General features: G+C 47.4%; 23 protein-coding genes. 6 read left to right on the forward strand and 17 right to left on the reverse strand.

Annotation, left to right across the window (positions count from 1 at the left end; genetic code table 11):
* Positions 1-31: 31 nt before the first annotated feature.
* On the reverse strand, positions 32-2632 hold the full coding sequence (clpB, locus tag Q9R36_RS04890; RefSeq protein WP_311224604.1) for an ATP-dependent chaperone ClpB: 2601 nt from the start codon (positions 2630-2632) through the stop codon (positions 32-34).
* A gap of 205 nt (positions 2633-2837) precedes the next feature.
* Positions 2838-3017: a YjzC family protein gene (locus tag Q9R36_RS04895; RefSeq protein ID WP_009794074.1), complete on the reverse strand. Its 180-nt coding sequence runs from the start codon at positions 3015-3017 to the stop codon at positions 2838-2840.
* A gap of 157 nt (positions 3018-3174) precedes the next feature.
* On the opposite strand from Q9R36_RS04895, the gene Q9R36_RS04900 reads away from it, so the two are divergent.
* Entirely contained in the window at positions 3175-3984 is an 810-nt protein-coding gene (locus Q9R36_RS04900) for an undecaprenyl-diphosphate phosphatase (RefSeq protein ID WP_022543603.1), read from the forward strand.
* A 78-nt stretch (positions 3985-4062) separates the two neighbouring features.
* On the opposite strand, the gene argF is transcribed toward Q9R36_RS04900, so the two are convergent.
* The 12 genes from argF to Q9R36_RS04960 form a co-directional block, all read right to left on the reverse strand.
* Positions 4063-5019: an ornithine carbamoyltransferase gene (gene argF / locus Q9R36_RS04905; protein WP_009794072.1), complete on the reverse strand. Its 957-nt coding sequence runs from the start codon at positions 5017-5019 to the stop codon at positions 4063-4065.
* Positions 5016-8129 (reverse strand): carbamoyl-phosphate synthase (glutamine-hydrolyzing) large subunit, encoded by a 3114-nt coding sequence (locus tag Q9R36_RS04910; protein ID WP_311224605.1) that lies wholly within the window; start codon positions 8127-8129, stop codon positions 5016-5018. Before Q9R36_RS04910 ends, argF begins: the two co-directional genes overlap by 4 nt.
* Positions 8122-9201 (reverse strand): carbamoyl phosphate synthase small subunit, encoded by a 1080-nt coding sequence (locus Q9R36_RS04915; protein ID WP_009794070.1) that lies wholly within the window; start codon positions 9199-9201, stop codon positions 8122-8124. The genes Q9R36_RS04910 and Q9R36_RS04915 overlap by 8 nt, the downstream gene beginning before the upstream one ends.
* A gap of 107 nt (positions 9202-9308) precedes the next feature.
* Positions 9309-10466: an acetylornithine transaminase gene (locus tag Q9R36_RS04920; RefSeq protein WP_148950146.1), complete on the reverse strand. Its 1158-nt coding sequence runs from the start codon at positions 10464-10466 to the stop codon at positions 9309-9311.
* Positions 10463-11233: an acetylglutamate kinase gene (argB, locus tag Q9R36_RS04925; RefSeq protein WP_311224606.1), complete on the reverse strand. Its 771-nt coding sequence runs from the start codon at positions 11231-11233 to the stop codon at positions 10463-10465. Before argB ends, Q9R36_RS04920 begins: the two co-directional genes overlap by 4 nt.
* 10 nt (positions 11234-11243) lie before the next feature.
* Positions 11244-12476, reverse strand: a complete 1233-nt coding sequence (argJ, locus tag Q9R36_RS04930) for a bifunctional ornithine acetyltransferase/N-acetylglutamate synthase (protein WP_311224607.1) — start codon at positions 12474-12476, stop codon at positions 11244-11246.
* Between the two features lie 106 nt (positions 12477-12582).
* Positions 12583-13614, reverse strand: coding sequence for an N-acetyl-gamma-glutamyl-phosphate reductase (gene argC, locus Q9R36_RS04935; protein ID WP_311224608.1), 1032 nt, complete (start codon positions 13612-13614; stop codon positions 12583-12585).
* A 205-nt stretch (positions 13615-13819) separates the two neighbouring features.
* A complete protein-coding gene (gene mobB / locus Q9R36_RS04940; protein WP_311224609.1) occupies positions 13820-14335 on the reverse strand; it encodes a molybdopterin-guanine dinucleotide biosynthesis protein B in 516 nt (171 codons plus the stop codon).
* A complete protein-coding gene (locus tag Q9R36_RS04945) occupies positions 14329-15594 on the reverse strand; it encodes a molybdopterin molybdotransferase MoeA (RefSeq protein WP_101550885.1) in 1266 nt (421 codons plus the stop codon). Before Q9R36_RS04945 ends, mobB begins: the two co-directional genes overlap by 7 nt.
* Positions 15595-15674: 80 nt before the next feature.
* Positions 15675-16013: a DsrE family protein gene (locus Q9R36_RS04950; protein ID WP_311224610.1), complete on the reverse strand. Its 339-nt coding sequence runs from the start codon at positions 16011-16013 to the stop codon at positions 15675-15677.
* Between the two features lies 1 nt (position 16014).
* Positions 16015-16323 (reverse strand): metal-sulfur cluster assembly factor, encoded by a 309-nt coding sequence (locus Q9R36_RS04955; RefSeq protein WP_009794062.1) that lies wholly within the window; start codon positions 16321-16323, stop codon positions 16015-16017.
* Between the two features lie 70 nt (positions 16324-16393).
* The gene (locus Q9R36_RS04960; protein WP_009794061.1) at positions 16394-17188 is read right to left on the reverse strand and encodes a prolyl oligopeptidase family serine peptidase; all 795 of its coding nucleotides are present in this window, start codon (positions 17186-17188) and stop codon (positions 16394-16396) included.
* Between the two features lie 272 nt (positions 17189-17460).
* Between Q9R36_RS04960 and Q9R36_RS04965 the strand changes: the two genes are divergently transcribed.
* The 3 genes from Q9R36_RS04965 (at position 17461) to Q9R36_RS04975 (ending at position 18758) form a co-directional block, all read left to right on the forward strand.
* Positions 17461-18282: a Cof-type HAD-IIB family hydrolase gene (locus tag Q9R36_RS04965; protein ID WP_311224611.1), complete on the forward strand. Its 822-nt coding sequence runs from the start codon at positions 17461-17463 to the stop codon at positions 18280-18282.
* 129 nt (positions 18283-18411) lie between these two features.
* Positions 18412-18564, forward strand: coding sequence for a hypothetical protein (locus Q9R36_RS04970; protein ID WP_009794059.1), 153 nt, complete (start codon positions 18412-18414; stop codon positions 18562-18564).
* Positions 18565-18566: 2 nt separating this feature from the next.
* Positions 18567-18758: a DUF3813 domain-containing protein gene (locus Q9R36_RS04975; RefSeq protein WP_009794058.1), complete on the forward strand. Its 192-nt coding sequence runs from the start codon at positions 18567-18569 to the stop codon at positions 18756-18758.
* 41 nt (positions 18759-18799) lie between these two features.
* On the opposite strand, the gene Q9R36_RS04980 is transcribed toward Q9R36_RS04975, so the two are convergent.
* Both Q9R36_RS04980 and Q9R36_RS04985 read right to left on the reverse strand, forming a co-directional pair.
* Positions 18800-19558, reverse strand: a complete 759-nt coding sequence (locus Q9R36_RS04980) for a BsuPI-related putative proteinase inhibitor (RefSeq protein WP_311224612.1) — start codon at positions 19556-19558, stop codon at positions 18800-18802.
* Positions 19559-19576: 18 nt separating this feature from the next.
* Entirely contained in the window at positions 19577-20407 is an 831-nt protein-coding gene (locus Q9R36_RS04985) for a YitT family protein (protein ID WP_009794056.1), read from the reverse strand.
* A gap of 129 nt (positions 20408-20536) precedes the next feature.
* Here Q9R36_RS04985 and Q9R36_RS04990 point away from each other — a divergent pair, with 129 nt between their 5' ends.
* Together Q9R36_RS04990 and Q9R36_RS04995 are read left to right on the forward strand one after the other, a co-directional pair.
* Complete coding sequence (locus Q9R36_RS04990; RefSeq protein WP_009794055.1) at positions 20537-21397, forward strand: DegV family protein; 861 nt, start codon at positions 20537-20539, stop codon at positions 21395-21397.
* Between the two features lie 74 nt (positions 21398-21471).
* Entirely contained in the window at positions 21472-21600 is a 129-nt protein-coding gene (locus Q9R36_RS04995) for a DUF3941 domain-containing protein (RefSeq protein WP_311224613.1), read from the forward strand.
* A 69-nt stretch (positions 21601-21669) separates the two neighbouring features.
* Here the strand turns inward: Q9R36_RS04995 and Q9R36_RS05000 are convergent, their stop codons facing one another.
* The gene (locus Q9R36_RS05000) at positions 21670-22536 is read right to left on the reverse strand and encodes a CvfB family protein (protein ID WP_009794053.1); all 867 of its coding nucleotides are present in this window, start codon (positions 22534-22536) and stop codon (positions 21670-21672) included.
* Positions 22537-22649: the final 113 nt, after the last annotated feature.

Here is a 22649-nt window from a genome sequence, read left to right on the forward strand (position 1 = left end):
AAGCAGGATGACTTTTTTTGGCTGCGGCCCTTCAGGACTTCCTTAAAGCATTAAGTCTGATGCCCCCATCTTCAATTCCTATTTCGACAGAGCTGTTATCCCGGATCCTTCCGGAAATGATTTCCTTTGCAAGCCTGGTTTCGATATTCCTTTGGATGAATCGTTTAAGCGGGCGCGCCCCATACACCGGATCAAATCCATTTTGTGCAATATATTCTTTTGCTTCATCCTTTATACTTATTTTAATATGCTGGTCTTCAAGCCTCCTCTGAAGGTCCAGCATCAGCTTGCCGACAATCCCTTTAATGTCTCCCAGCGACAGGGGCTTGAACAGAATCATTTCATCGACTCTGTTAAGAAATTCAGGACGGAACCGGCTTCGTAATTCGGTCATGACCCTATCCCTTGTCTCCTCCGGGATTTCTTTGCCTGCCTGTTCGAGCAGATAAGCAGAGCCGATATTGGAAGTCATAATAATGACTGTATTCTTGAAATCAACCGTCCGGCCCTGAGAGTCCGTTACCCGTCCATCATCCAGCATCTGCAGGAGAACATTGAAAACTTCAGGGTGGGCCTTTTCAATTTCATCAAGAAGAATGACTGAGTACGGCTTTCTCCTTACTGCTTCTGTAAGCTGTCCGCCTTCCTCATATCCTACATACCCGGGAGGTGCGCCGATTAGTCTTGAAACCGCATGTTTTTCCATATATTCGGACATATCGATCCGGATCAGCTGTTCTTCATTGTCAAAAAGGGAGTGAGCGAGTGCCTTGGCCAGCTCAGTCTTTCCTACTCCGGTTGGCCCCAGAAAGATAAAAGAGCCGATCGGCCGGTTCGGGTCCTGGATGCCGGCTCTTGCCCGGAGAACGGCATCAGCTACAAGGCTGACCGCTTCCTCCTGGCCGATGACGCGCTGATGGAGAGTATCCTCAAGCTTGAGGAGCTTTTCCCTTTCACCCTCTACAAGCTTTGTGACAGGGATTCCGGTCCATCTCGCCACAATGCCGGCAATTTCATCTTCTGTTACCTCTTCGCGGAGGAGACGCTCTCCCTGCCTTTCCCCTTCCTCGGATTCCAGCTTCTTCAGCTCTTTCTCGAGAGCAGGGATAGATCCGTGCCGCAATTCCGCCGCTTTGTTGAGATCATAATTATTCTCAGCCTCCTGAAGATCCAGGCGGTATTTCTCCAATTGCTCTCTTTTTTCCTGAACCTTTTGGATAGCTTCTTTTTCAAGCTCCCATTTCGTTTTCATGGAGTATGCCTTTTCTTTCAGTCCTGCCAGTTCTTTCTGGAGGGCTTCAAGGCGTTCGCGGCTGCTGTCATCACTTTCTTTTTCGAGAGCCGCTTCTTCTATTTCAAGCTGCATGACGCGGCGTGACACTTCGTCAAGCTCAGCAGGCATAGAATCGATTTCTGTCCGGATCATGGCGCATGCCTCATCAACAAGGTCAATCGCTTTGTCCGGCAGGAAGCGGTCTGTGATATATCTGTCAGAAAGAGCTGCTGCAGCGACCAGGGCACGGTCATGTATGTTGACGCCATGGTGGATTTCAAATCTCTCCTTAAGCCCCCGCAGGATGGAGATGGAATCCTCTACATCCGGTTCGCTTACCAGCACCTGCTGGAACCTGCGCTCAAGCGCCGGATCTTTTTCAATATATTTTCTATGCTCGTTAAGTGTAGTGGCACCAATGCAGTGCAGTTCTCCTCGTGCAAGCATCGGCTTCAGCATATTCCCTGCATCCATTGCCCCTTCGGTCTTCCCCGCCCCTACAATCGTGTGGAGTTCATCAATGAAGAGGAGAATCCTGCCCTCACTTTTTTTCACTTCATTCAATACCGCTTTCAGCCTTTCTTCAAACTCGCCCCTGAATTTGGCCCCTGCAACAAGGGAACTCATATCGAGTGAGAATATCGTTTTATCCTTCAGCCCCTCCGGCACATCCCTGCGCACAATCCGCTGGGCCAGACCTTCTACAATGGCTGTTTTGCCAACGCCCGGCTCGCCGATAAGAACGGGATTATTTTTCGTCTTCCTGGAAAGGATGCGGATAACATTCCTGATTTCACTGTCTCTGCCGATTACAGGATCCACTTTTCCTGCCTTTACTTCCGCAACAAGATCTCTGCCATATTTCTTCAACGCTTCATAAGAAGCTTCCGGGTTTTGCGAGGTCACTTTTTGATTCCCCCTGATAGCCATAATGGCCGTATTTAATTCTTCAAAGCCAGCACCAATACCGGCCAGGAGCTTGCCAGCCTGGGTTTTTCCGCGCACAGCAGCAAGCATCAGATGCTCTGCTGAAAGATAAAGATCTTCAAGCTCCTGCATCATTTTCTCCGCCTCAGCGAGAAGCCTCTGCAGGGCGGCAGTTATATACAGTTTACCTTGTTCTGCTCCTCCGCCTGATACCTGGGGTTTTCTTTCCAGGCTATCCTCAAGACCGCTGCTGAAGCTTTTAGCAGAAGCCCCGGCTCTCTCAAGGATCGTGCTGACAAGGCTGTCTTCCTGTTCCATGAGGCTCAGGAACAGATGGGCTTCGTCTACTTCCTGATGCTGCATGATCGCTGCCTTTGACTGGGCATTCAAGAACCCCTGCTGCATCCTTTCCGTCATTTTGTTAAGATCCATTAAAAAACCTCCTTTGACCTTTATTGACCTTTATTTATATTATAGACTTTTGTACATGTATGTAAAGAATTTAGATGCCCTCTTATCTATTGCCTTTTCACTCTCGTTAAAAACAAGCTTTTACAGGTTATGCACCAGCAAAGCATACGGCCGGGCAGTTTTGGGAACATATGAAAAAAAACGAGGGGAATGATCCCCCCGCTTCTTAAGGCTTTCGCTGGTATGTCCAGATCCGGTTATGATTGGAAGCTTCCGGAAATGTGTCTCCCGCTTTCATTTTCAGCTGCTTCGGGTTATTGACATTGCTCCCGGTTTCACCGATTTCGATATAGATCCCGTTATTGGGAGCCTTCTGGCCCGGACGGAATTGGCGGTTCTGCCCCATCGTGCAACTCCTCCTTATAGTCAAAATCATTATTATTATATCCATCCACAACCGTGTTAAAGGAAGAAACAATTCCCACGCCCTGATATCGCTTTACACGTCCGGCTGGTTATAGTTAAATGAATAAGGATAAAAAAGAAAATTGGAGGATAAACAATTGGATTTTTTCACTTTAGTCAAGTATCTGCTTTTAGGATTATTCCAGGGATTCACTGAGCCTATCCCCATCTCCTCCAGCGGACATTTGGAAATTGCCGAGCACTTTATGGATTTAAAAATAGAAGGCATGAGCTTTGCCCTGCTTGTTAACGCTGCTTCTTTGATTGCGGTTCTCATTATATACAGGGAAGATATCATCAGGCTTGCCAAAAACGGCCTTGTGTACATAACAACAAAGGATAAAAGGGCAGAAGCTGATTTTCGCTTTATCATTTATCTGATCATCGGCACCATTCCTGCCGGCGTAATCGGCATCCTGTTTGAGGATTACATCGATGAGCATCTCGCCAATATTAAAACCGTGGGAATCACCCTGGTAGTAACTGGTCTTGCTTTGTGGCTGATCCGCAATATGAAAGGAAGGAAGAATGATGCAGGGCTCACGGTCAAGGATGCCGTCATTGTCGGCCTTGCTCAGGCAGTTGCACTCATTCCCGGCATCAGCCGGTCCGGGGCGACCATCGTAGCTTCCATGGGCCTTGGCATGAAGCAGGAAACTGCGCTTAGATTTTCTTTCTTGCTGTATATTCCAGTCAGTGCCGGAGGAATGATCCTTGGCCTTAAGGACCTGCTCGGCGACCCAAACTTAGGATCACTGGCCCTCCCCTACGCCATTGCCTTCATCGCTTCTTTGGTGGCATCCTATTTTTCACTGAAGTGGTTCATGAATATCATGGCTAAAGGGAACCTTATTTATTTTGCCATCTACTGCTTCATTGTTGGGCCAATCGTCTATTTTCTATCATAAGTCAAACTGACTGCCCTAAAAAATGATACCTTTGCCACAAAAAAAACCCAGAGTCCGCGGTCTCTGGGTTTTAAGTATTTATAAGAGCTCTGAGAGCAGCGCCTTCTGGGCGTGGAGACGGTTCCCCGCCTGCTGGAATACAGCAGAATGGCTGCCATCGATTATATCTGCAGCAACTTCCTCACCTCTGTGCGCCGGGAGACAATGGAGGAAGGTATAATCTTGTTTTGCAGCTGCTGCAAGCTGGGCATTTACCTGGTAAGACTTGAATATCTCAAGACGCTCGGCATTTTCCTGTTCCTGGCCCATGCTGGTCCAAACATCAGTATAAAGGATGTCAGCACCTGCAGCTGCTTCAATGGCACTATTCACTACTTCAATTTCCGCGCCGGTTTCTTTGCCAAACTGCTTTGCCAGCGCCAGCACCTTTTCCTGGGGTTCATATCCTGGCGGTGCTGCAATTGTCAGATTCATGCCTACCTTGGCTGCTGCAATCATCAGGGAGTGGGCTACATTATTCCCATCACCTGCATAAACAAGCTTTAATCCTTCAAGCCTTCCTTTCACTTCATAGATGGTCAGCAAGTCGGCCAGCGCCTGGCAGGGATGGTAAAGATCCGTCAGCCCGTTGATAACCGGAATATCTGCATGCAGTGCAAGCTCCTCAACCATCCCATGGGAAAAGGTCCTGATCATAATCGCATCAACATACTGGGAAAGAACTTTTGCTGTATCTGCAACGGTTTCCCCTCGCCCAATCTGGAGATCATTGCTGTTCAGATAAAGGGCACTCCCTCCGAGCTGGATCATACCAGCCTCAAAAGACACCCTCGTTCTTGTTGATGGCTTTTCAAAAATCATTCCCAATATCTTTCCATTCAAAGACTTGGAATCCTTGCCCAGCAGGGAGGCATTCTTCATCTTCCTGGCCTTCTGGACAAGACCCAGAATTGTATTTTTAGAGAAATCAGCCAGGGTCAAGAAATCCTTCCCCTGGATATCGAGGCTTTTATCAGCTGCTTGTGCGGTTATCATACATGTGTCACATCCTTAATGATTTGATTATGCCATTCCTGAAGAGGGCATACTTCCCATTCTTTGACCTGGAGAGATTCCAGGAAGGCATTGAGCGTTTCCGGCTGTGTAAAGACAGGGAGGCGGTTCTTGACAGCAAATTCTCTCAGCACAAAATCTTCCTGTGCTTCTCCCCTGCTGAAGACAGCAAGGATGTTTGCATCCATATCCCGGTCTCCACCTGCCGTCTGAAGAGTTATTCCTAAAAGGTCCAATGTCTCTTCAAGACCTTCCATACGATCTGTTTCGCCTCTTCCCGTCATGATGACAGCTGCTGCTGCAGGCTTTATTTCTTTATGAAATGCTTTTTTCACAGCTTCATTCAATGAAGTGGCCAAAGCAATTCCTTCTCCTGTCGACCTCATTTCCGGTGATGTTTTTGGATCAAGCCCTTTAAGGGCATAATTTGAAAATACCGGATATTTCACACAGACAAACGGCAGATTATCGTACACCGGCCCTTCTGATTCGGGCAGTTTATATTTCCCAAGCAATATTTTTGTCGCAATTTGTACAAGAGGGACATTTGCCACCTTGCTGACAACCGGCACAGTCCTGCTAGCCCTCGGGTTTACTTCAAGCAGGTATACTTCCTCTCCGTCAACAATATACTGGATGTTCATCAAACCTTTATAGGCCAGATCCTTAACAATTTTTTTCCCATACTCGAACATTTTTTTCTTAGCTGTCCCGGAAACGGACTGTGCCGGCAGTACGGAGAGGCTGTCCCCGGAATGGACCCCTGTTTTTTCGATATGTTCCATGATGACCGGGACAAGGATATTGTCTCCATCAGCTGCAAGATCCAGCTCTGCTTCAGCAGCATGCAAAAATTGATCACAAAGCACAGGGTAGGTGATTTCATGCTTTTCCAAGAAGCTCGACAGCTCGCTGCTGCTCCTGATTATGTGCATTCCTTTTCCGCCGATGACAAAAGAAGGCCTGATCAGGACTGGGTAGCCGATTCTTTCTGCTGCTTCTCTCAGCTCTGTGTCCCCTGCAGCAGTCTCTCCCTTGATCCTCGGAATCTCCAGCCTATCGAGGAGGCGGTAGAACAGGTCGCGGTCTTCGAGGTCATCAATGACTGCCGAACGCGTCCCAAGCAGGTTGAGCCCTGCCTTTTCCAGCTTATCGGCCAGGTTAAGCGCAGTCTGTCCCCCCAGCTGGACGATGACATCTTTAATGCCTTCTGAATCGGCAACATTAAGGACTGCCTCCGGTGTCAGCGGTTCAAAATAAAGGCGGTCGGCTGTTGCAAAGTCTGTGCTGACCGTTTCAGGGTTATTATTGATCATCACTGTTTCAATGCCTTCTGCCTTCAGGGCAAATACCCCGTGTACAGAGCAATAATCGAACTCGATTCCCTGCCCGATGCGGATAGGTCCGCTTCCGATGATCAGCACCTTCTTGTTTTCGCTTGGCAGCTGCTCGTTTTCCCCATAATAGCTTGAATAATAATAATTGGACTGTGCTTCAAATTCAGCTGCACAGGTATCCACCATTTTGTATGAAGGCAGTATTCCCAATTGCTTTCTCTTCTTCCTGACTGACAGAGCATCTTCCTTCCATATGGATGCAAGATACTCATCGCTGAATCCTTTTTCCTTGAACACCTGCATCTGTTCTTTACAAACCGTTTCAAGAGAACAGGATGCAATTTCCTTTTCAAGGCTGGCAAGGCCGGCAAAGCATTGAAGATAAAAGAGATCGATTTTTGTAAGCTCATGGATGGAATGGATATGATGCCCTCTGCGCAGGAGCTCCATTACGATAAAGAACCTTTCATCAGTCTGGCCCTTCATCCTGGTGATGAGGCTATCATCTGTCAAGCCGCCCAGCCCGTAGTTTTTCAAATCCAGATTGCCGCCTTCAAGCGACTGCACTGCTTTTAGCAGCGCCCTTTCGATATTGCGGTCAATCCCCATCACTTCCCCCGTTGCCTTCATTTGAGTGCCAAGCCTGCGGTCCGCTTCTGAGAACTTATCGAATGGCCATCTCGGGAATTTTACGACCACATAATCAAGGGCTGGTTCAAAGCTTGCATACGTATCGCCAGTAACCGGGTTGAGCAGCTCGGACAGGCTGTACCCGACAGCCAGTTTGGCAGCCATCCTTGCAATTGGGTATCCTGTCGCTTTTGAAGCAAGCGCAGACGATCTGCTGACCCTCGGGTTCACTTCTATCAAATAATATTTCTTGCTTTCGGGATCCAGGGCAAATTGAATATTGCATCCTCCGATGATTCCGAGTGCGGAGATGATCTTGATAGACGCAGAGCGCAGCATCTGATATTCTTCATCAGTCAGCGTCTGGGAAGGTGCGATAACAATCGAATCCCCGGTATGGACGCCTACTGGGTCGATGTTTTCCATATTGCAGATGGTGATGCATGTATTATCTTTGTCGCGCATCACTTCATACTCAATCTCTTTATAGCCTGCAATGCTTTTTTCCACAAGGCATTGGGAAATCGGGCTTTCGAGGAGCCCTCCCTCGACGAGAAGCATGAATTCTTCCATCGAATGTGCGATCCCGCCGCCTGAGCCGCCGAGCGTATAGGCAGGGCGGACAATAATCGGGAAGCCAGAAGCTTCGGCAAACCGCTTTGCTTCCTTTGCTTCCCTGACAATTTCACTGTCCGGTACAGGTTCATCCAGTTCTTTCATCAGCTGACGGAATTCCTCCCTGTCCTCGCCCTTTTTTATGCTGGCAATCGGGCTGCCGAGCATTTTGACTTTATATTTTTCCAGCACTCCTGTTTCGCTCAGTGCCATTGCCAGATTCAGGCCTGTCTGGCCCCCCAGCGAAGCCAGCAGGCCATCCGGGCGTTCTTTCATGATAATTTTTTCAAGTGAATCAACGGTGAGCGGCTCAAAATAAATCGTGTCCGCATAACTGTGGTCTGTCATGATTGTCGCAGGGTTATTATTGACGAGTATGACTTTATAGCCTTCCTCTTTCAGTGCCATGCAGGCCTGTGTCCCTGCATAGTCAAACTCTGCGGCCTGGCCGATGACAATCGGGCCAGATCCTATTACTAGTATTGAAGTGATCGTCTGGTCTTTAGGCATAAGCTGTAACTCTCCCATGTGCTGCATTGATTATTTCAATAAACTCATCAAATATATATTCTGCATCCTGCGGCCCGGGATGGGCTTCCGGATGGAATTGGACTGTACTGAGCGGAAGTGATTGATGAACAAGACCTTCAACTGACCGGTCATGGAGATTATGAAATCTTGTCTTCAAGCCGGTTCCCTTCAGGCTTTTCTCATCCACAACATAACTATGGTTCTGGGATGACATCATGACTCTTCCTGTGCGGGAATCCGCTATTGGATGGTTGGCCCCCCGATGGCCAAATGCCAGCTTCTTAGTGTCTGCACCAAGTGCCAAAGCTGCAAGCTGATGGCCCAGGCAGATTCCCAGGACTGGAAAGCTGAATATCAGCTTCTTGATTTCAGGCAGCATATCTTTCAGCTGCTTTGGATCACCAGGTCCATTTGAAAGCAGGATTGCATCCGGCTGCAGACCATTGATTTCCTCAAAGCTGGTGTTAAAAGGTACGGTTGTGATGCGGCATCCGCGTTTAAGCAGTGATTCAGCAATCGATTTCTTATTTCCATAATCGATCAGGACGATATGGATGCTTCCGGCACCGGCAGGAGTATGCACGGTTTGCGAGACAGCTCTTACTTTTAAGGAGCTTTTTTCATGTGAACAGCAGGTTTTTTCTTTTTGAAGCGACATAACAGCCGGCATTGTGCCTGCATTTCTGATTTTTTTTACGACTGCTCTTGTATCGATATGTCCCAGGAGCGGTATTCCCCATTTCTTCAAATACGCTTTAAGGCTGTATTTAGACTGGTAATGATGCGCACCTTCCGGGGTTCCATAGATAATGACCCCTGCAGCATGCGGCTTTCTGCTCTCAAAATCTGTTTCATTTACTCCGTAGTTTCCTATTTGCGGATAGGTGAACACAATAATCTGGTCTTTGTAGGACGGGTCTGTCAAAACCTCCTGATAGCCGGTCATGCCGGTGAAAAAGACAATTTCCCCCTCTGTATGCTCCGGCGGGGACTCAGAAATCCACTCACCTTCATATGTTTCTCCGCTGTTTAAATGTAAGTAGCCCTTCATGTGCAAACACCTCTGCTAACGCATAAATATTATTTTTTATTAATTTTTATACATAACCTTCAAAATAAAACAGCTTTTTCAGCTGTATGATATATTTCTTGCTTCTCTTATGAATGGACTGATGCAGTAGTCCGCAGTGTATCTGCAATAATGCCTGCAGCTTGCTCTATCTGTTCCAATGTGCATGTTAAAGGAGGAAGAAGCCTGATGACATGTGTTCCAGCCGGTAGGGCGATCAGACCTTTTTCTCTCAGCATCTGAAGAACAGGCTGAGCTTCAACCAAGAGTTCGATCCCTGCCATCATTCCGAGGATGCGGATATCCTTCACTCCCGGAATATCTGAGAGCGTCTCCTGCAAAACATTCTTGAAGCTGCCGCTCAGTTCTTTGAGGCTTGACTTGAATCCTTCATCCATGACGGCCTCCAGAGTCGCGGAAGCTGCAGCTATCGCTATCGGGTTCCCGCCGAAAGTAGATCCGTGGCTCCCCGGGCCAAATGACTCTGCCAGATGTTCTTTTCCAAGCATGGCGCCTATCGGCAATCCGCTGCCCAGCCCTTTTGCCGATGTTATCATATCCGGCTGAATATCAAAGTGCATATACGCAAATGGCTTAGCCGTCCTGCCAATCCCTGTCTGGATCTCATCGATGATCAGGAGGATGCCCTTTTCTTTGCAAAATGCAGCAAGCTCCCTTACAAACACTTTATCTGCAATATGGATGCCGCCCTCTCCCTGCACCATTTCAAGCATGACTGCCGCTGTTTCTTCATCTGCTGATTTTTTCACTGCATCTATATCATTGAAAGGAACATACACAAATGTTTCAAGCATCGGCCCATAGCCGTGTTTGATCTTCTCCTGGCCAGTAGCTGACATGGCCGCAAATGTCCTGCCATGGAAGGAGTTGAGAAAGGTAATGATTTTCGTTTTCCCGGTTGCCTTCCGGGCCAGTTTGATGGCCGCTTCATTTGCCTCGGCCCCGCTGTTGGCAAAATACGCCCTGTCCATCCCGGCATATTCACATAAAAGTGAGGCTGCTTTCTCCTGGCCTGATTGTTCAAAAAGATTGGAAACATGCCAGAAGTTTCCCAGCTGTTCCTTGACAGCTGCTTCTACCGCCACTGGACGATGCCCAAGATTGCAGACGCCGATACCTGACGTGAAATCGAGATATTCTTTTCCGGCCTTGTCGATGATGGTGCATCCGCTTGCTTCTGCTGGTTCGATATCCCAGCGCTGGTATACAGGAAAAAGATTGCTCATGCCATTGTCCTCTCTTTGCAATTAATTTGTGTTCCGCCCCATGCACCGCCTGTATAAAACGGCTTTACTCCTGAAATGATCCGGACGCTTTTCACTCCCTGCCGGATAGCAGCCAGGGCCGATTCCACCTTCGGGATCATCCCGCCTGAGATGGTTCCATCCTGTATATATGCTGAAGCCTTTTCATCATCCAGCCTATCTATTAAAGCCCCTTCTGCCTTGATGCCTTCTACATCAGTCACAAACAGGCATTGCTCTGCATTCAGGGCCAGGGCCACGGCAGCCGCTGCGTAATCTGCATTGACATTGAGCTTCTGGCCTTCCTTTGTTTTAGCTAATGGTGTGAGAACTGGAAGATACCCGTTTTGCAGGAGAAGCTGCAGCACTTCAGCCGAAACATGATCAATCCTGCCGACAAAGCCCAGGTTTTCCTTATCAACATATTCTGCTTGGAGGATACCGTCCGGACCATTCATTCCAAGAGCATTGAACCCATTCTGCTGAAGCAGATCGGCCAATTTCCTGTTGGATTGGCCGGCAAGGACCATTTCAGCTGTTTCAAGGGTTCTTTCATCCGTTATTCTCAGCCCCTGTACAAATTGGGACTCTATTCCTTTAAGCCTCAGCATATCATTGATCTCAGGACCGCCTCCATGAACAAAGATCATCTGATAACCCTGGATATTCAGATTCTTAAGGCTGTCAAAAAAATCGCTTGTCAGCTTTTCTAAGATACTGCCTCCGCATTTAATGACAATTAGACTCATCCGTGCCCCCTTAAGTGCGATAGCTCGCATTGATTTTGACGTAGTCATAGGATAAATCACAGCCCCATGCTTTTCCCCGGCCTTTTCCATTATGCAGGTCGACCGAAATCTTTATATTTTCCTTCTGGAGATAGGCATTTGCCTCTTCTTCCGAAAATGCTTGCGGTTCACTGTTTTTCAGCATGCATATCGGACCAATCCAGATATCCACATTTTCAGGATCCAGGCTGATATTGCTCTGTCCGAGGGCGCCGATGATTCTGCCCCAGTTTGCATCTGCTCCATATACAGCAGTCTTAACAAGATTAGATCCTACGATCTGCTTTGCTGCTGCGGCCCCCTCCTGATCGGAAACAGCACCGGCAACTTCTGCCTCAATCAGCTTCGTCGCCCCTTCACCGTCCTTTGCGATCTGCTTTGCAAGATTCTCACAGCAGGACCCGAGGAGGCCAAGGAATACATCCCATTCAGGGTGCTCCGGAGACAGAGGCTGATTCCCGGCAAGTCCGTTGGCCATAACCAGGACCATATCATTTGTAGAGGTATCACCATCAACCGTAATCTGGTTGAAGGTACTGTTTGTGACTTCCTTTAATGCTTTCTGCAGGACTGATTGAGAGATGCAGGCATCGGTTGTAACAAAACCAAGCATTGTAGCCATATTAGGATGAATCATGCCTGAGCCTTTGGCTGCTCCGCCCATCCGGATCGGAACACCGTCAATGTCTGCTTCATAAGCACAGCTTTTCATGACTGTATCGGTCGTTAATATGGCAGTCTGGAAGTCTTCTGCACTTTCTGCTCCATTTTTTGGCTCAAGCGCCGCTATTCCCGCCTGGATTTTCTCCATTTGCAAATACTCGCCTATCACACCAGTGGAAGCAACCGCTACCGAACATTCCTCAAGGCCGAATTTCCCGGCTGCCAGCTTCCTCATCTCAAGCGCATCCTTATATCCCTGCTGCCCTGTACAGGCATTTGCACAGGCACTGTTCACGATCACCGCCTGCAGCACTCCTCCGGCGGCCAGGCTTTCCTGGGTTACCTTCAAAGGGGCTGCCTGGAAAAGGCTTGTTGTATAAACAGCCGCACTGTTTGCCGGGACTGTGCTGATAATGGCACCAACATCCTTTTTACTGTACCTTAGCCCTGCGTGTACACCTGCAGATTTATACCCCTTTGGGCTGATAATGCTGCCATCCGGAATCTCTTTCACAGCACTTTCTTGTGACAATGCTTGCATGATTTGCCTCCTAAGAATTTTCTTTTAAAAAACACTATGCATTTGGCACCAGTAATTGAACAGTCCATAATGCTATAATCGACCAGTTCTTAACGGACGTTTGCCATCATGGAAATACTGGTATGAATTCAAGCCCCGCATTTTCCGGAAATCCGAACATCAGATTGGCATTCTGGACAGCCTGGCCGGCAGCCCCTTTCATCAGGTTATCAATGACTGCTACTATGGTAAGCCTTCCTGTCCGCTTATCTGCGCTAAGTCCGATATCACAATAATTGCTGCCTGTGACCTCCTTGGTGGCAGGGTAATTTCCCTGCTGCCTTACCCTTATAAATGGCGCAGCTTCATAAGCTTCCCGGTATGCGCTTGCTGCTTCTTCTGCTGTAATGCCTTCCTCCAGTTCACCATACATGGTTGCCATGATTCCACGTACGGCAGGAATCAAGTGTGTGCTGAAAGTGATTGGGGAAGTATCTTTATTCCACAGCTTGAGCTGCTGTTCAATTTCAGGTGTATGCTGATGCTCATTCACTTTGTAGATCTTGAAGTTTTCGCTCATTTCCGCAAACATGGTCCCTTTTGAAGGAGAACGGCCGGCACCCGATATCCCTGATTTTGCATCGATGATAATTCCCTGCGGCTTTATAAGCCCCCCTAAGAGTGCTGGAGCAAGGCCCAGCAAAGCTGCTGTTGGATAGCATCCGGGATTGGCTATGATATCCGCCCCCTCGATCTTTTCTCTATTCCACTCGCTCAGACCGTATACAGATTCTTCAATCACCGAAACGTCCGGTGGATCTTTCTTGTACCAGGTTTTATACTGATCCCCCGGCAGCCTTAAATCCCCGGACAGATCGATGACTTTAATATCCCTTCCTGCAAACTGGCAGGCAAGCTGGCCAGATGCACCTGAAGGAGCTGCCAGAAAGACCACGTCAGATTGCTCTGAAATCTTCTCTATATCAATTCCCTCTAAAGTTTGCCTGTTTATCTCAAGCAGATGCGGATATTCATTGGAAACAGGTGCTTCCCCCCTGGTAGAGTGTATGGATTGAATCCGGAAATAAGGATGGTGCTGTAAAATGCGGAGAAGCTCTGCCCCGCCGTATCCTGTTGTACCGATAATGGATGCCTTCATGGGCTCCCTCCCTCACCTTTGTATATTTAATCAAATATATTTATAAATATGTATAATGTTTCTCTTATTATAGAAATTTAGCAAAACAAAATCAACCATAAATATGTTAATTTTTAATTAAATATTCAAAATCATGAATGAAAATTCATATCGTGCCTGATTCAAATAAAAAAAAGCCGCCCCGAAGGGTGGCTGTTCAACAAATCTATTGAGAAAGACTGATAACATAAGCAGCCAATTTATCTGCTGCTTCCGAAGATGACCAGACAAGATTCTTCCCGAAATAGGGATGCATATCTTCAGGCAAAAGGGGAGTTACGGCAGCATGGATATTGTCAAGACGGGACAAGTCTTCCGCCTCTTCCAGGTTCCGGACAATTACAGCTTTCGGATAGCACTCCTTTTTATATCCTTCGATAAGGATGATGTCAGGCCCGAAAGCAGACATCAGCTGAATAAGCCGCTCCAGGGGCCAGTCCAGCCTGTCAGCCTGGATCAGGATGCTGCCCTCCCCTTCCGCGAGGCTGGCCAGCGCACCAGCTCTCATATGCAAAGAGGTATCTTTATCCTCAAGAACACCCGGTTTCCCCCCATGTCCATGATGCTTGATCGTCACGGCTGCAAACCCTCTCTTTTGCAGCTCTCTTATTACTGCCTGGACAAGCGTTGTCTTCCCGCTGTTCTTGAAACCCACAATCTGAAAAACAACGGGCTTTACCATGGCTGGCTGCTTCCCTGGTCATCCTCGAGCAGCAGCACATGTACTTCATCGCCCCTTTGGTATCCCCTTGTACCGCCGGGAAGCACCATAAGAGCATCTGCCCCCGCCAGGCTCATGACAATATTTGATTTATCCACGCCGCTTGGCACTGAGATGAGCCGGCCATTCTCGTATTCAAGCCTGCTCCGCACAAACCGTGTAAATGGATTCGGTTTTGGGAAGTCTTCCCCAAGAGCCGCCTGCACCATCCGTAAATGAATTTTATCCGTATACAGCATTCCCCGGATCACCGGCCTTACGAACAGCTCGAAACCCACATAGCAGGCAGATGGATTGCCTGACAGCCCAAATAACAGCTTTCCGCCAAGGCGGGCTACAGTTGTGACACTTCCAGGGCGCATGGCCACCTTGTTAAAAAGCACTTCAGCGCCAAGCTTTTGGTATATAGCCGGCAGATAATCATAATCCCCTACCGACACACCGCCTGTAGTGACCAGGATATCGGTTTTTTCAAGCGCTGCCTCTATGGCTGTAAAGCACGTATCAAAATCGTCCGGAAGCTTCCCATAATACTCGCAGGCGGCGCCCGAGCGCTCAATCTGCGCCATCACCATATGGGAATTGCTGTTTCTGATTCGGCCCGGTTCAAGCGCCTCATCCACATCAAGCAGCTCAGTGCCTGTTGCAAACAGCCCGATAGCAGGCTTTTTGGCGACAGGCACTTTGCTGCAGCCGAAGGTGGCCAGCATGGCGATCACACCCGGATTGATTTTTTTTCCTTTTCTGAGCAGGATGTCTCCTTCTTTCGCATCCTCCCCCTGAAAAGAAACATTATCTCCTGATTTAAAGGACCTTTTTATGCTCATAAAATTCTTTCCGTCCCGCTCCTCTGTCCTGGCAAGCTCCAGCATAACCACTGCATCACATTCTGCGGGCATTTGAGCACCTGTCATGATTCTCGCAGCCTGGTATGCTCCCACTTGCACCTTTGCCACATAGCCGGCCCCAATATGGTCCACAACCTCAAATTCCACAGGGCTGTCAGCTGAGGCACCTGCTGTATCAGCTGCCCTGACGGCAAATCCATCATACGGGGAACGGTCAAAATGAGGCACATCATTCGCTGCCTTTAAATCTTCCGCAAGATAACGGCCATAGCTTTGATTGATTGGGACCCATTCAGTTTCCCCGGAAAAATCCATCTGCAGGATTTTATCAATAGCTTCCCTTACAGGGATAGGCTTTCTCCTTTCGACCATGCCTTTTCCACTCCTTATGTATTCATTTTTGAAAGTGCTAAAAAACAGCAGGATATCCTGCTGTTTTCTCCGCTGTCTATTTAAGAAATTGTCAGAACTTCATGACTGGCGGCAAGCTCGACAAAATGGGCCATGCCGCTGATTTTCCCGGCATACAGCTTGTCCCCGACACCATAGTGATCCACGCATGTCTTGCATGCAAAGATGCCGACTCCTTTTTCCTCCAGCTCTTTTGCATGAACCGAAACAAATGATTCCCCTGTCAGGGCATATACGCCGCTATTCATGAAAAAGACTGCGGCAGGAAGCTCCTTCTGCTGCTTCAATAGGGTAAAAAAGGTTTCAAGCACACCGGAGCCAAGCTCTGCATCTCCTTTGCCCAATTGATCGGAGCTGACCAGTATAACCTTGTTTTTCATATTATTGTACGCCCAGGGCTATCTTAGCGTAGCGGGACATTTTATCCTTTGTCCATGGCGGGCTCCAGACAATGTTCACTTCTGTATTTTTCACTTCAGGTATATCTGAAAGAGCAGCCTTTACCTGGTCAACAATCGTTCCGGCAAGCGGGCAGCCCATGGAAGTGAGCGTCATATCGACTACAGCCGTTCCTTCGTCTTCCATTTTCACATCATATACCAGTCCAAGATTGACTATATCTACACCAAGTTCAGGGTCGACTACAAGCTCAAGGGCCCCCATGATGCTGTCTTTTAATTCCTGATCCATGCTAATCACTCCTTAGCAGTTATTATTAAGCTGATTCTATGATAACAAAAAGCCGCGCTCTTGAAAAAACTTATGACTCCAGGCCGGAAGGTCCATCCCCTAAATACGTTTCAAACCACTCAACCGTTTTGAGCAGCCCTTCTCTTGATACTTTATGCCCGGCGTTTTCGTCTGTCAGAAAGACAAGCTTTTCGGGCATCTCTTCATAGTTTGTTCTAATCGATTCATAAAAATGATAAGTATAGTGATAAGGGACAACCTGGTCTTTCTTTCCGTGCCAAAACAATATCGGCCTCCCTGCAAGTTTTTCAGGCTGCTGGCTGATATCCAGCTCTTTCAGTTTTTGCAGCAGTCCGGCCAGTTCTTCTTCTTTAAAAGGAAGATCAATTCCGTGCTTCTTCAGCTCGTCGATCTGCCAAAGGGCAAACTTCTCATAATAAGGCATGCCCATCAGGCTTACTGCCGTTTTAATCCAGTCATACCGCGTCAGGGCGCCCATGGTAACAATGCCGCCCATCGAGGTTCCGGCAAGTCCTATTTTTTCTTCATCAATCAGGCCCTCTGATGCAAACGCATTTTTAATTACATTCAGCTCTTCTATCTCAGTGAGCACAATTTCCCAGAATTTCACGTTCAGATCATTTCCGGTCAGGCCTGTGCTTCTTTCCCCATGGTAGAGAGCCTCCGGAAGGACAACCCGAAAGCCTTTCTCCGCGAGCAGATAGGCATAATGGAGATTATGCTCTTTCGCACTTGTAAAACCATGTACAAATACAATGAATGGCAGTTTTTCACCGAACTTCTCTTTGTCTGCGAGATGCAGCACAGGAATGCCTTCCACTTTTCTATTTTCAATAATAATCATGGTGTTCCTCCCGCGTTCACATAAAAAAGATCATTTTTTCTTTAAAAATGCGATTTTTTTTACAAAATAAATATTAAATTGGTACGATAGTGGTAAATACACATACAGGAATCGGCTGGGCATGGCAGACCCCCGGACTTCCCGGAAAAAACAGCTTCCCCGGAATTTCCTTATGTAAATTCTTTCTATATCTTTAGTGTAGCATGCTGACATTTATTTGCCTAAAGCTTTACACTGAGATTATCCTAATACAGAAATGAGAAGGAGACTTTATGGCAGAAAAACATTTAATTGCATTGGACTTAGATGGAACCTTATTAAAAGACGATAAAACCATTTCCGCAAAAACAAAGCATGTGATCCAAAAAGCCCGGGAGGCAGGGCATGTTGTCATGATTGCAACCGGGAGGCCTTTCAGATCAAGCCAGATGTATTATCATGAAATGGGGCTGGATACTCCTATTGTTAACTTTAACGGCGCCTTTATCCACCACCCTAAGGACAGGAACTGGGGGGTATACCATACCCCAATGGATATAAAAGTGGCAAAGGAAATTGTCGAAGCCTGCAGCGGCTTTTCATTTCACAATATCATTGCAGAAGTGATTGATGAGGTATACTTCCACTACCATGATGAGAAACTGCTCGACGTTTTTGGCATGGGAGACCCTGAAATAACCACGGGAGATTTAAGGAGATTCCTCACAGATTCACCGACCAGTATGCTGATCCATACCGATGAGGAACAAGTCAAAACCATCCGGAGCCATTTATCAGAGGTCCATGCCGAGGTTATTGATCACAGGCGGTGGGCTGCTCCATGGCATGTCATCGAGATCGTAAAATCCGGTTTGAACAAAGCCGTCGGGCTGAAGAAGGCCTCCGACTACTTCCAGATCCCGCCTGAAAGAATCATTGCATTCGGGGACGAAGATAATGACCTGGAGATGCTTGAATATGCCGGACGCGGAATTGCCATGGGCAATGCAATCAATGTGGTGAAAAATGTCGCAAATGAAATGACGCTGACCAATGAGCAGGATGGAATCGGCGTGTATCTCAATGATCTGCTGGGCCTGAACGCCTTAAAATAATTTAACATGGGCCCTGCCGCTGACCGGCAGGGCTTTTCCTCTTGTTCCCTCCTTTAAATAAACATGCCCTGGCGCATAATAACAAAGAGGCAGCAGAGCTGTTTCATATTTCCTTAGGAGGGGATCCGAATGGGCAAACGCAACAAATCGAAACGCTTTGTACAGCAAGGTGCAGATACAGTAAGCAAGCATGATTCCCGCATACCCTATCACACCACATATGCTGAAGCTGAAGCGAGGAAGATGGCGAATGTACAGGAATCTTCTCTTGGAGGAATTTAGCGATGGGAAACAGGCTTTATCAGGAAGCGCAGAGATTTGTCCAGATGGCCTCACAGGCAGGGCCGGCTGAACAGCAGCAGACGATTGCGAAAGCCAAAAACGCACTCCATTCAGCTTATGCGAACTCCACAAGAGCTGAACAGGAGCAGCTTCGCGAGCTGCAGGACCAGCTGGACCAGCTTGCAGGCCGCTGACGAATAAGAGCATGCCCGCAGTGCGGGCATGCTCTTATTGATTATCGGAAATTTTCCAGGACTGCAGCATAGGTATGGATGACCCTTCCTTCTTTATCCTTTTCGTACAAGCTGAGGATGACTGTGCCATTTTCGGGCAAGGATTTTTCCGGTATGTTAATTTTGAAATGGAAAGGCGACCAATCAGGAAATTTTGAATCAGAAGGGCCTGCTGCCTCCCCAGCAAGCACCTGATGGCCGTCTTCGGCTGTATAGTAAAACCTGCCAGTTTCAGCCCTGGCTTCCCCTCTCACCTCATAAACACCATTCTCCCCGCTTACCTCCACTTTCCTGAATGCAGGGTTCTCCTCCGGGACATCGAGCTGGGCTTTATCCCTCAGCACCACTGATGCATGGGTTTCACCTTTCCGTTTGAGCGGGATGGACAACTCGGCTGAATAGGATCCTTCCCCAACCCTTCCAGATGCAGTTTCATAGTCCCAGGATTCGGTCCAGGATACAAATTCCCCGGGATTCAGCTTCAAGTACTGTATGGCCTGCAAAAAGGACTTTCCTGCCGAAGCATCATACACGATTTTACCGCTTTTATCGCGAATGATCAGATCATATCTTTGTGAGGTTGGGAACTCAAAAACCTGTGCCTGATCAGAGCTGTTGATAAGCCCCACCTTAATTTCAGCCGATTCCGGGCCGGGATTCAGGCTCAAGGAAACCTCAGGACCGCCTTCCGCATTTGCGCCTGATCCATTCATCGGGAGTGAAGCAAAGATCATGAACAAGACTGCTGCAATTCTTAACATGACAATACCTCCTTTTTATCAATCTTTCCTGAAAAAGCCGAAAATCCCTGCTGTTTCAACAATATTGGTGAATGCATAAGGATCGACATCCTTTATGATCCTTTCAAGGTCAAAAAGCTCATAGCGGGTGATGACGATGATCATCATTTCTTTATTTTCATTCGTAAAAGCCCCTTTTGCGGGAATGGTCGTAATGCCGCGCACAAGCTTATCGTGGATGGCCTGCTTCAGCTCGGCCGATTTTTTCGTAACAATCATGGCAGTCAGCTTTTCATGCCTTGTATGGATGGCATCGATCACCCTTGTAGATGCATAAAGCGTCACAAGCGTATATAAAGCTTTTTCCCAGCCGTAAAGAAAACCTGCAGTAATGATGATGATGGCATTTAAAGTAAAGAAATATGTACCGACAGGACGGTCTTTCATTCTTGACAGGAGCATCGCGACGATGTCCATTCCTCCAGTAGATGCCCCCCATTTAAGTGTCATCCCTACGCCAACAGCAGCAATGACGCCTCCAAATACTGCATTCAGAAGAATATCCTCTGATACATGGATCACAGGAATGAGCTCCAGGAATAGGGACATAAGGAAAACGCTTAAAAAGCTGTACACTGTGAAAGACCTGCCCACCTTTTTCCATGCAAGGATTGTTACAGGTATATTCAGGACGAACAATAAAATACCTGTTGAAGCAAAGCCGCCCAGAATGCTGGAAAGCAGCTGCGCGACACCTGTGAACCCGCTGGCATAAACATTGGCCGGGATCAGGAAAAAATTCATCGCAATCGCATTAAGGATGGCGCCTATAAGCACCACAACAAATTTCTTGGTTTCTAATAAAATCATACAGAACCCCCTTAAAACACTTGGTGTTTCTTTACCCTATATTGTGTTTTTTCAACACATTTCATTGTATTTTTTCCCTTGATTCTATAAACTAAAAGCATATTAACGTGCTGAAAGCAGGTGACCTATATGTCAGTAAAAATCATGGCTGACAGTGCAAGTGATTTACCATTGCATTTTTTCAAGGACAATGATGTCCTGCTCTTTCCTCTGCAGGTTCTTCTGGATGGGCAGGAATACAAAGACTTGATCACAATTGAACCAAAAAAAGTTTATGATAGCATCAGAAGCGGCCAAACCCCGAAAACCTCCCAGGTTTCTCCAGTAGATTTTGAAAAGGAATTCAGGGAGCTTGCGAGGAGCGGCCGGGAAGGCATCTACATCGCATTTTCCTCCCAGCTTTCCGGTACATACCAGACAGCAGCCATGGTGCGGGATCAGGTAAAAGAAGATTATCCTGACCTTAGCTTGTCCATAATAGACACAAAATGCGCATCTCTTGGAGCGGGATTGATCGTAAAAGAGGCGGCAAGGCTTTCTGCCGAAGGGGCATCACTGGAAGAAATCGAAAAGGATATCCTTTTCCGGAGCCGCCATATGGAACACCTTTTCACTGTCGAAGATCTGGATTATCTCGCAAAAGGCGGGCGTGTTTCCAAGGCTTCCGCTTTTCTCGGAGGCCTGCTGAATATCAAGCCTCTCCTTCATGTAGAAGACGGGAAGCTTGTTCCTATTGAAAAGATCCGTGGAAAAAAGAAGCTGCTTCGCCGTATGATCGAGGTTGCCAAAGAGCGGGGCAAAGGCTTCTCAGGACAGACGATTGCCATCAGCCATGCAGACAATCTTGAAACAGCTGAAGAAGTAAAAGAGATGCTGATCGAGGAGCTCGGAGCCAAGGAGGTATTGATCTCTGACATTGGGGCAGCCATAGGATCCCACACAGGGGCCGGCACTATTGCACTCTTCTTTTTAAATGAAATAGCATCATAAATCTACATACTCCTTCTGATTGCGGCAGACACTAAACCGACGGCGATCAAGCCGGAATAAAGGAGGTTTTTTCTATGCCGCACACTTCAGACAATGATAAAAAAGCACAGGACAATAATGCCCTGAGGCATGAGAAAAATATGATGCGCGAAAAAAACAGAAAAGCCGGGCATCAGTACTCGAAAAAAACTGATCATCTCTAAGCAGCCAGGGCTCTTTATGGATGACTTTCCCGAAACAGAAAAAAGCAAGCGCTCAGCGCTTGCTTTTTTCTATGATTGCTGCTTTATATATGTCCAGCCGTCCTCCTGATAGACCTTCCCTTCCTTCATTAGTCTTCCAAGAGCACGCTTAAAGGAAGATTTGCTCATTTGGAAGCGGTCCTGGATTTCGTCTGCCATACTTTTGTCTCCATAAGGCATGGATCCATTCCGCTCTTCCAGATAAGAAAGGACTTTCTGTGAATCAGCGTCAAGCGCCTCCTCTTTACGGGGCAGAAGGGAAATATTGACTGTTCCATCTTCCTTTACGTCAATGATCCGCCCCTCGATTTTCTCGCCAAGGCGAGGCTCTGTCTTCCTCTGGGACTCATGGATAAATCCCTTGAATCCTTCTGCCGTATAAGCCCAGCTGCCTACTTTAGCGGTCCTGTAGATATGGCCGTGGACGTTCTTATTAAAGTCTTTCCGCGTAGCTTTAATGGAAATCTCCTCGATAATGGGGTCCTTCGCATGCTTCACATACACCCGGTTATTTCTATTAACACGGAGGGTGATATAGAGAAGATCGCCCTTCTGCGGCCAGACTGACAGGTGCAGAGGCAAATCTTCCTGGCCGAGAAGCATTTCTTTTTGGATCCCGATATCGATAAATACGCCGAGATCCTCCCTTACATCACTGACCTTTGCCCAGCCATACACTCCCACCCGGATCTCCGGAAGGGTATCCGTTGCCGAGATGCGTTCCCTTGAATCTGTATAAAGGAACACTTCGACCTTTTCATCCACCTCATACTCTTTTGCCGCTTCATTTATATGCAATAATACATCTTCATCACCGTCTGTCAGAAAATAACCGAAAGATGATTTTCTTGATACGGTTAAAGTTGTGACTTGTCCGATATAGTCTGCCAAAGGCATGTAATTTCCTCCTCAATGGCTTTATTGTCTGCTGACAATCTGAAAGTTGTTTGAACTGCTATATTTTACTATAATAAACGAATAAGGTAAAACGGTTTCGAAGAAGGAGCGGC

The sequence above is a fragment of the Bacillus sp. AG4(2022) genome (assembly GCF_031844465.1).
Lineage (GTDB): Bacteria > Bacillota > Bacilli > Bacillales > Cytobacillaceae > Bacillus_AB > Bacillus_AB infantis.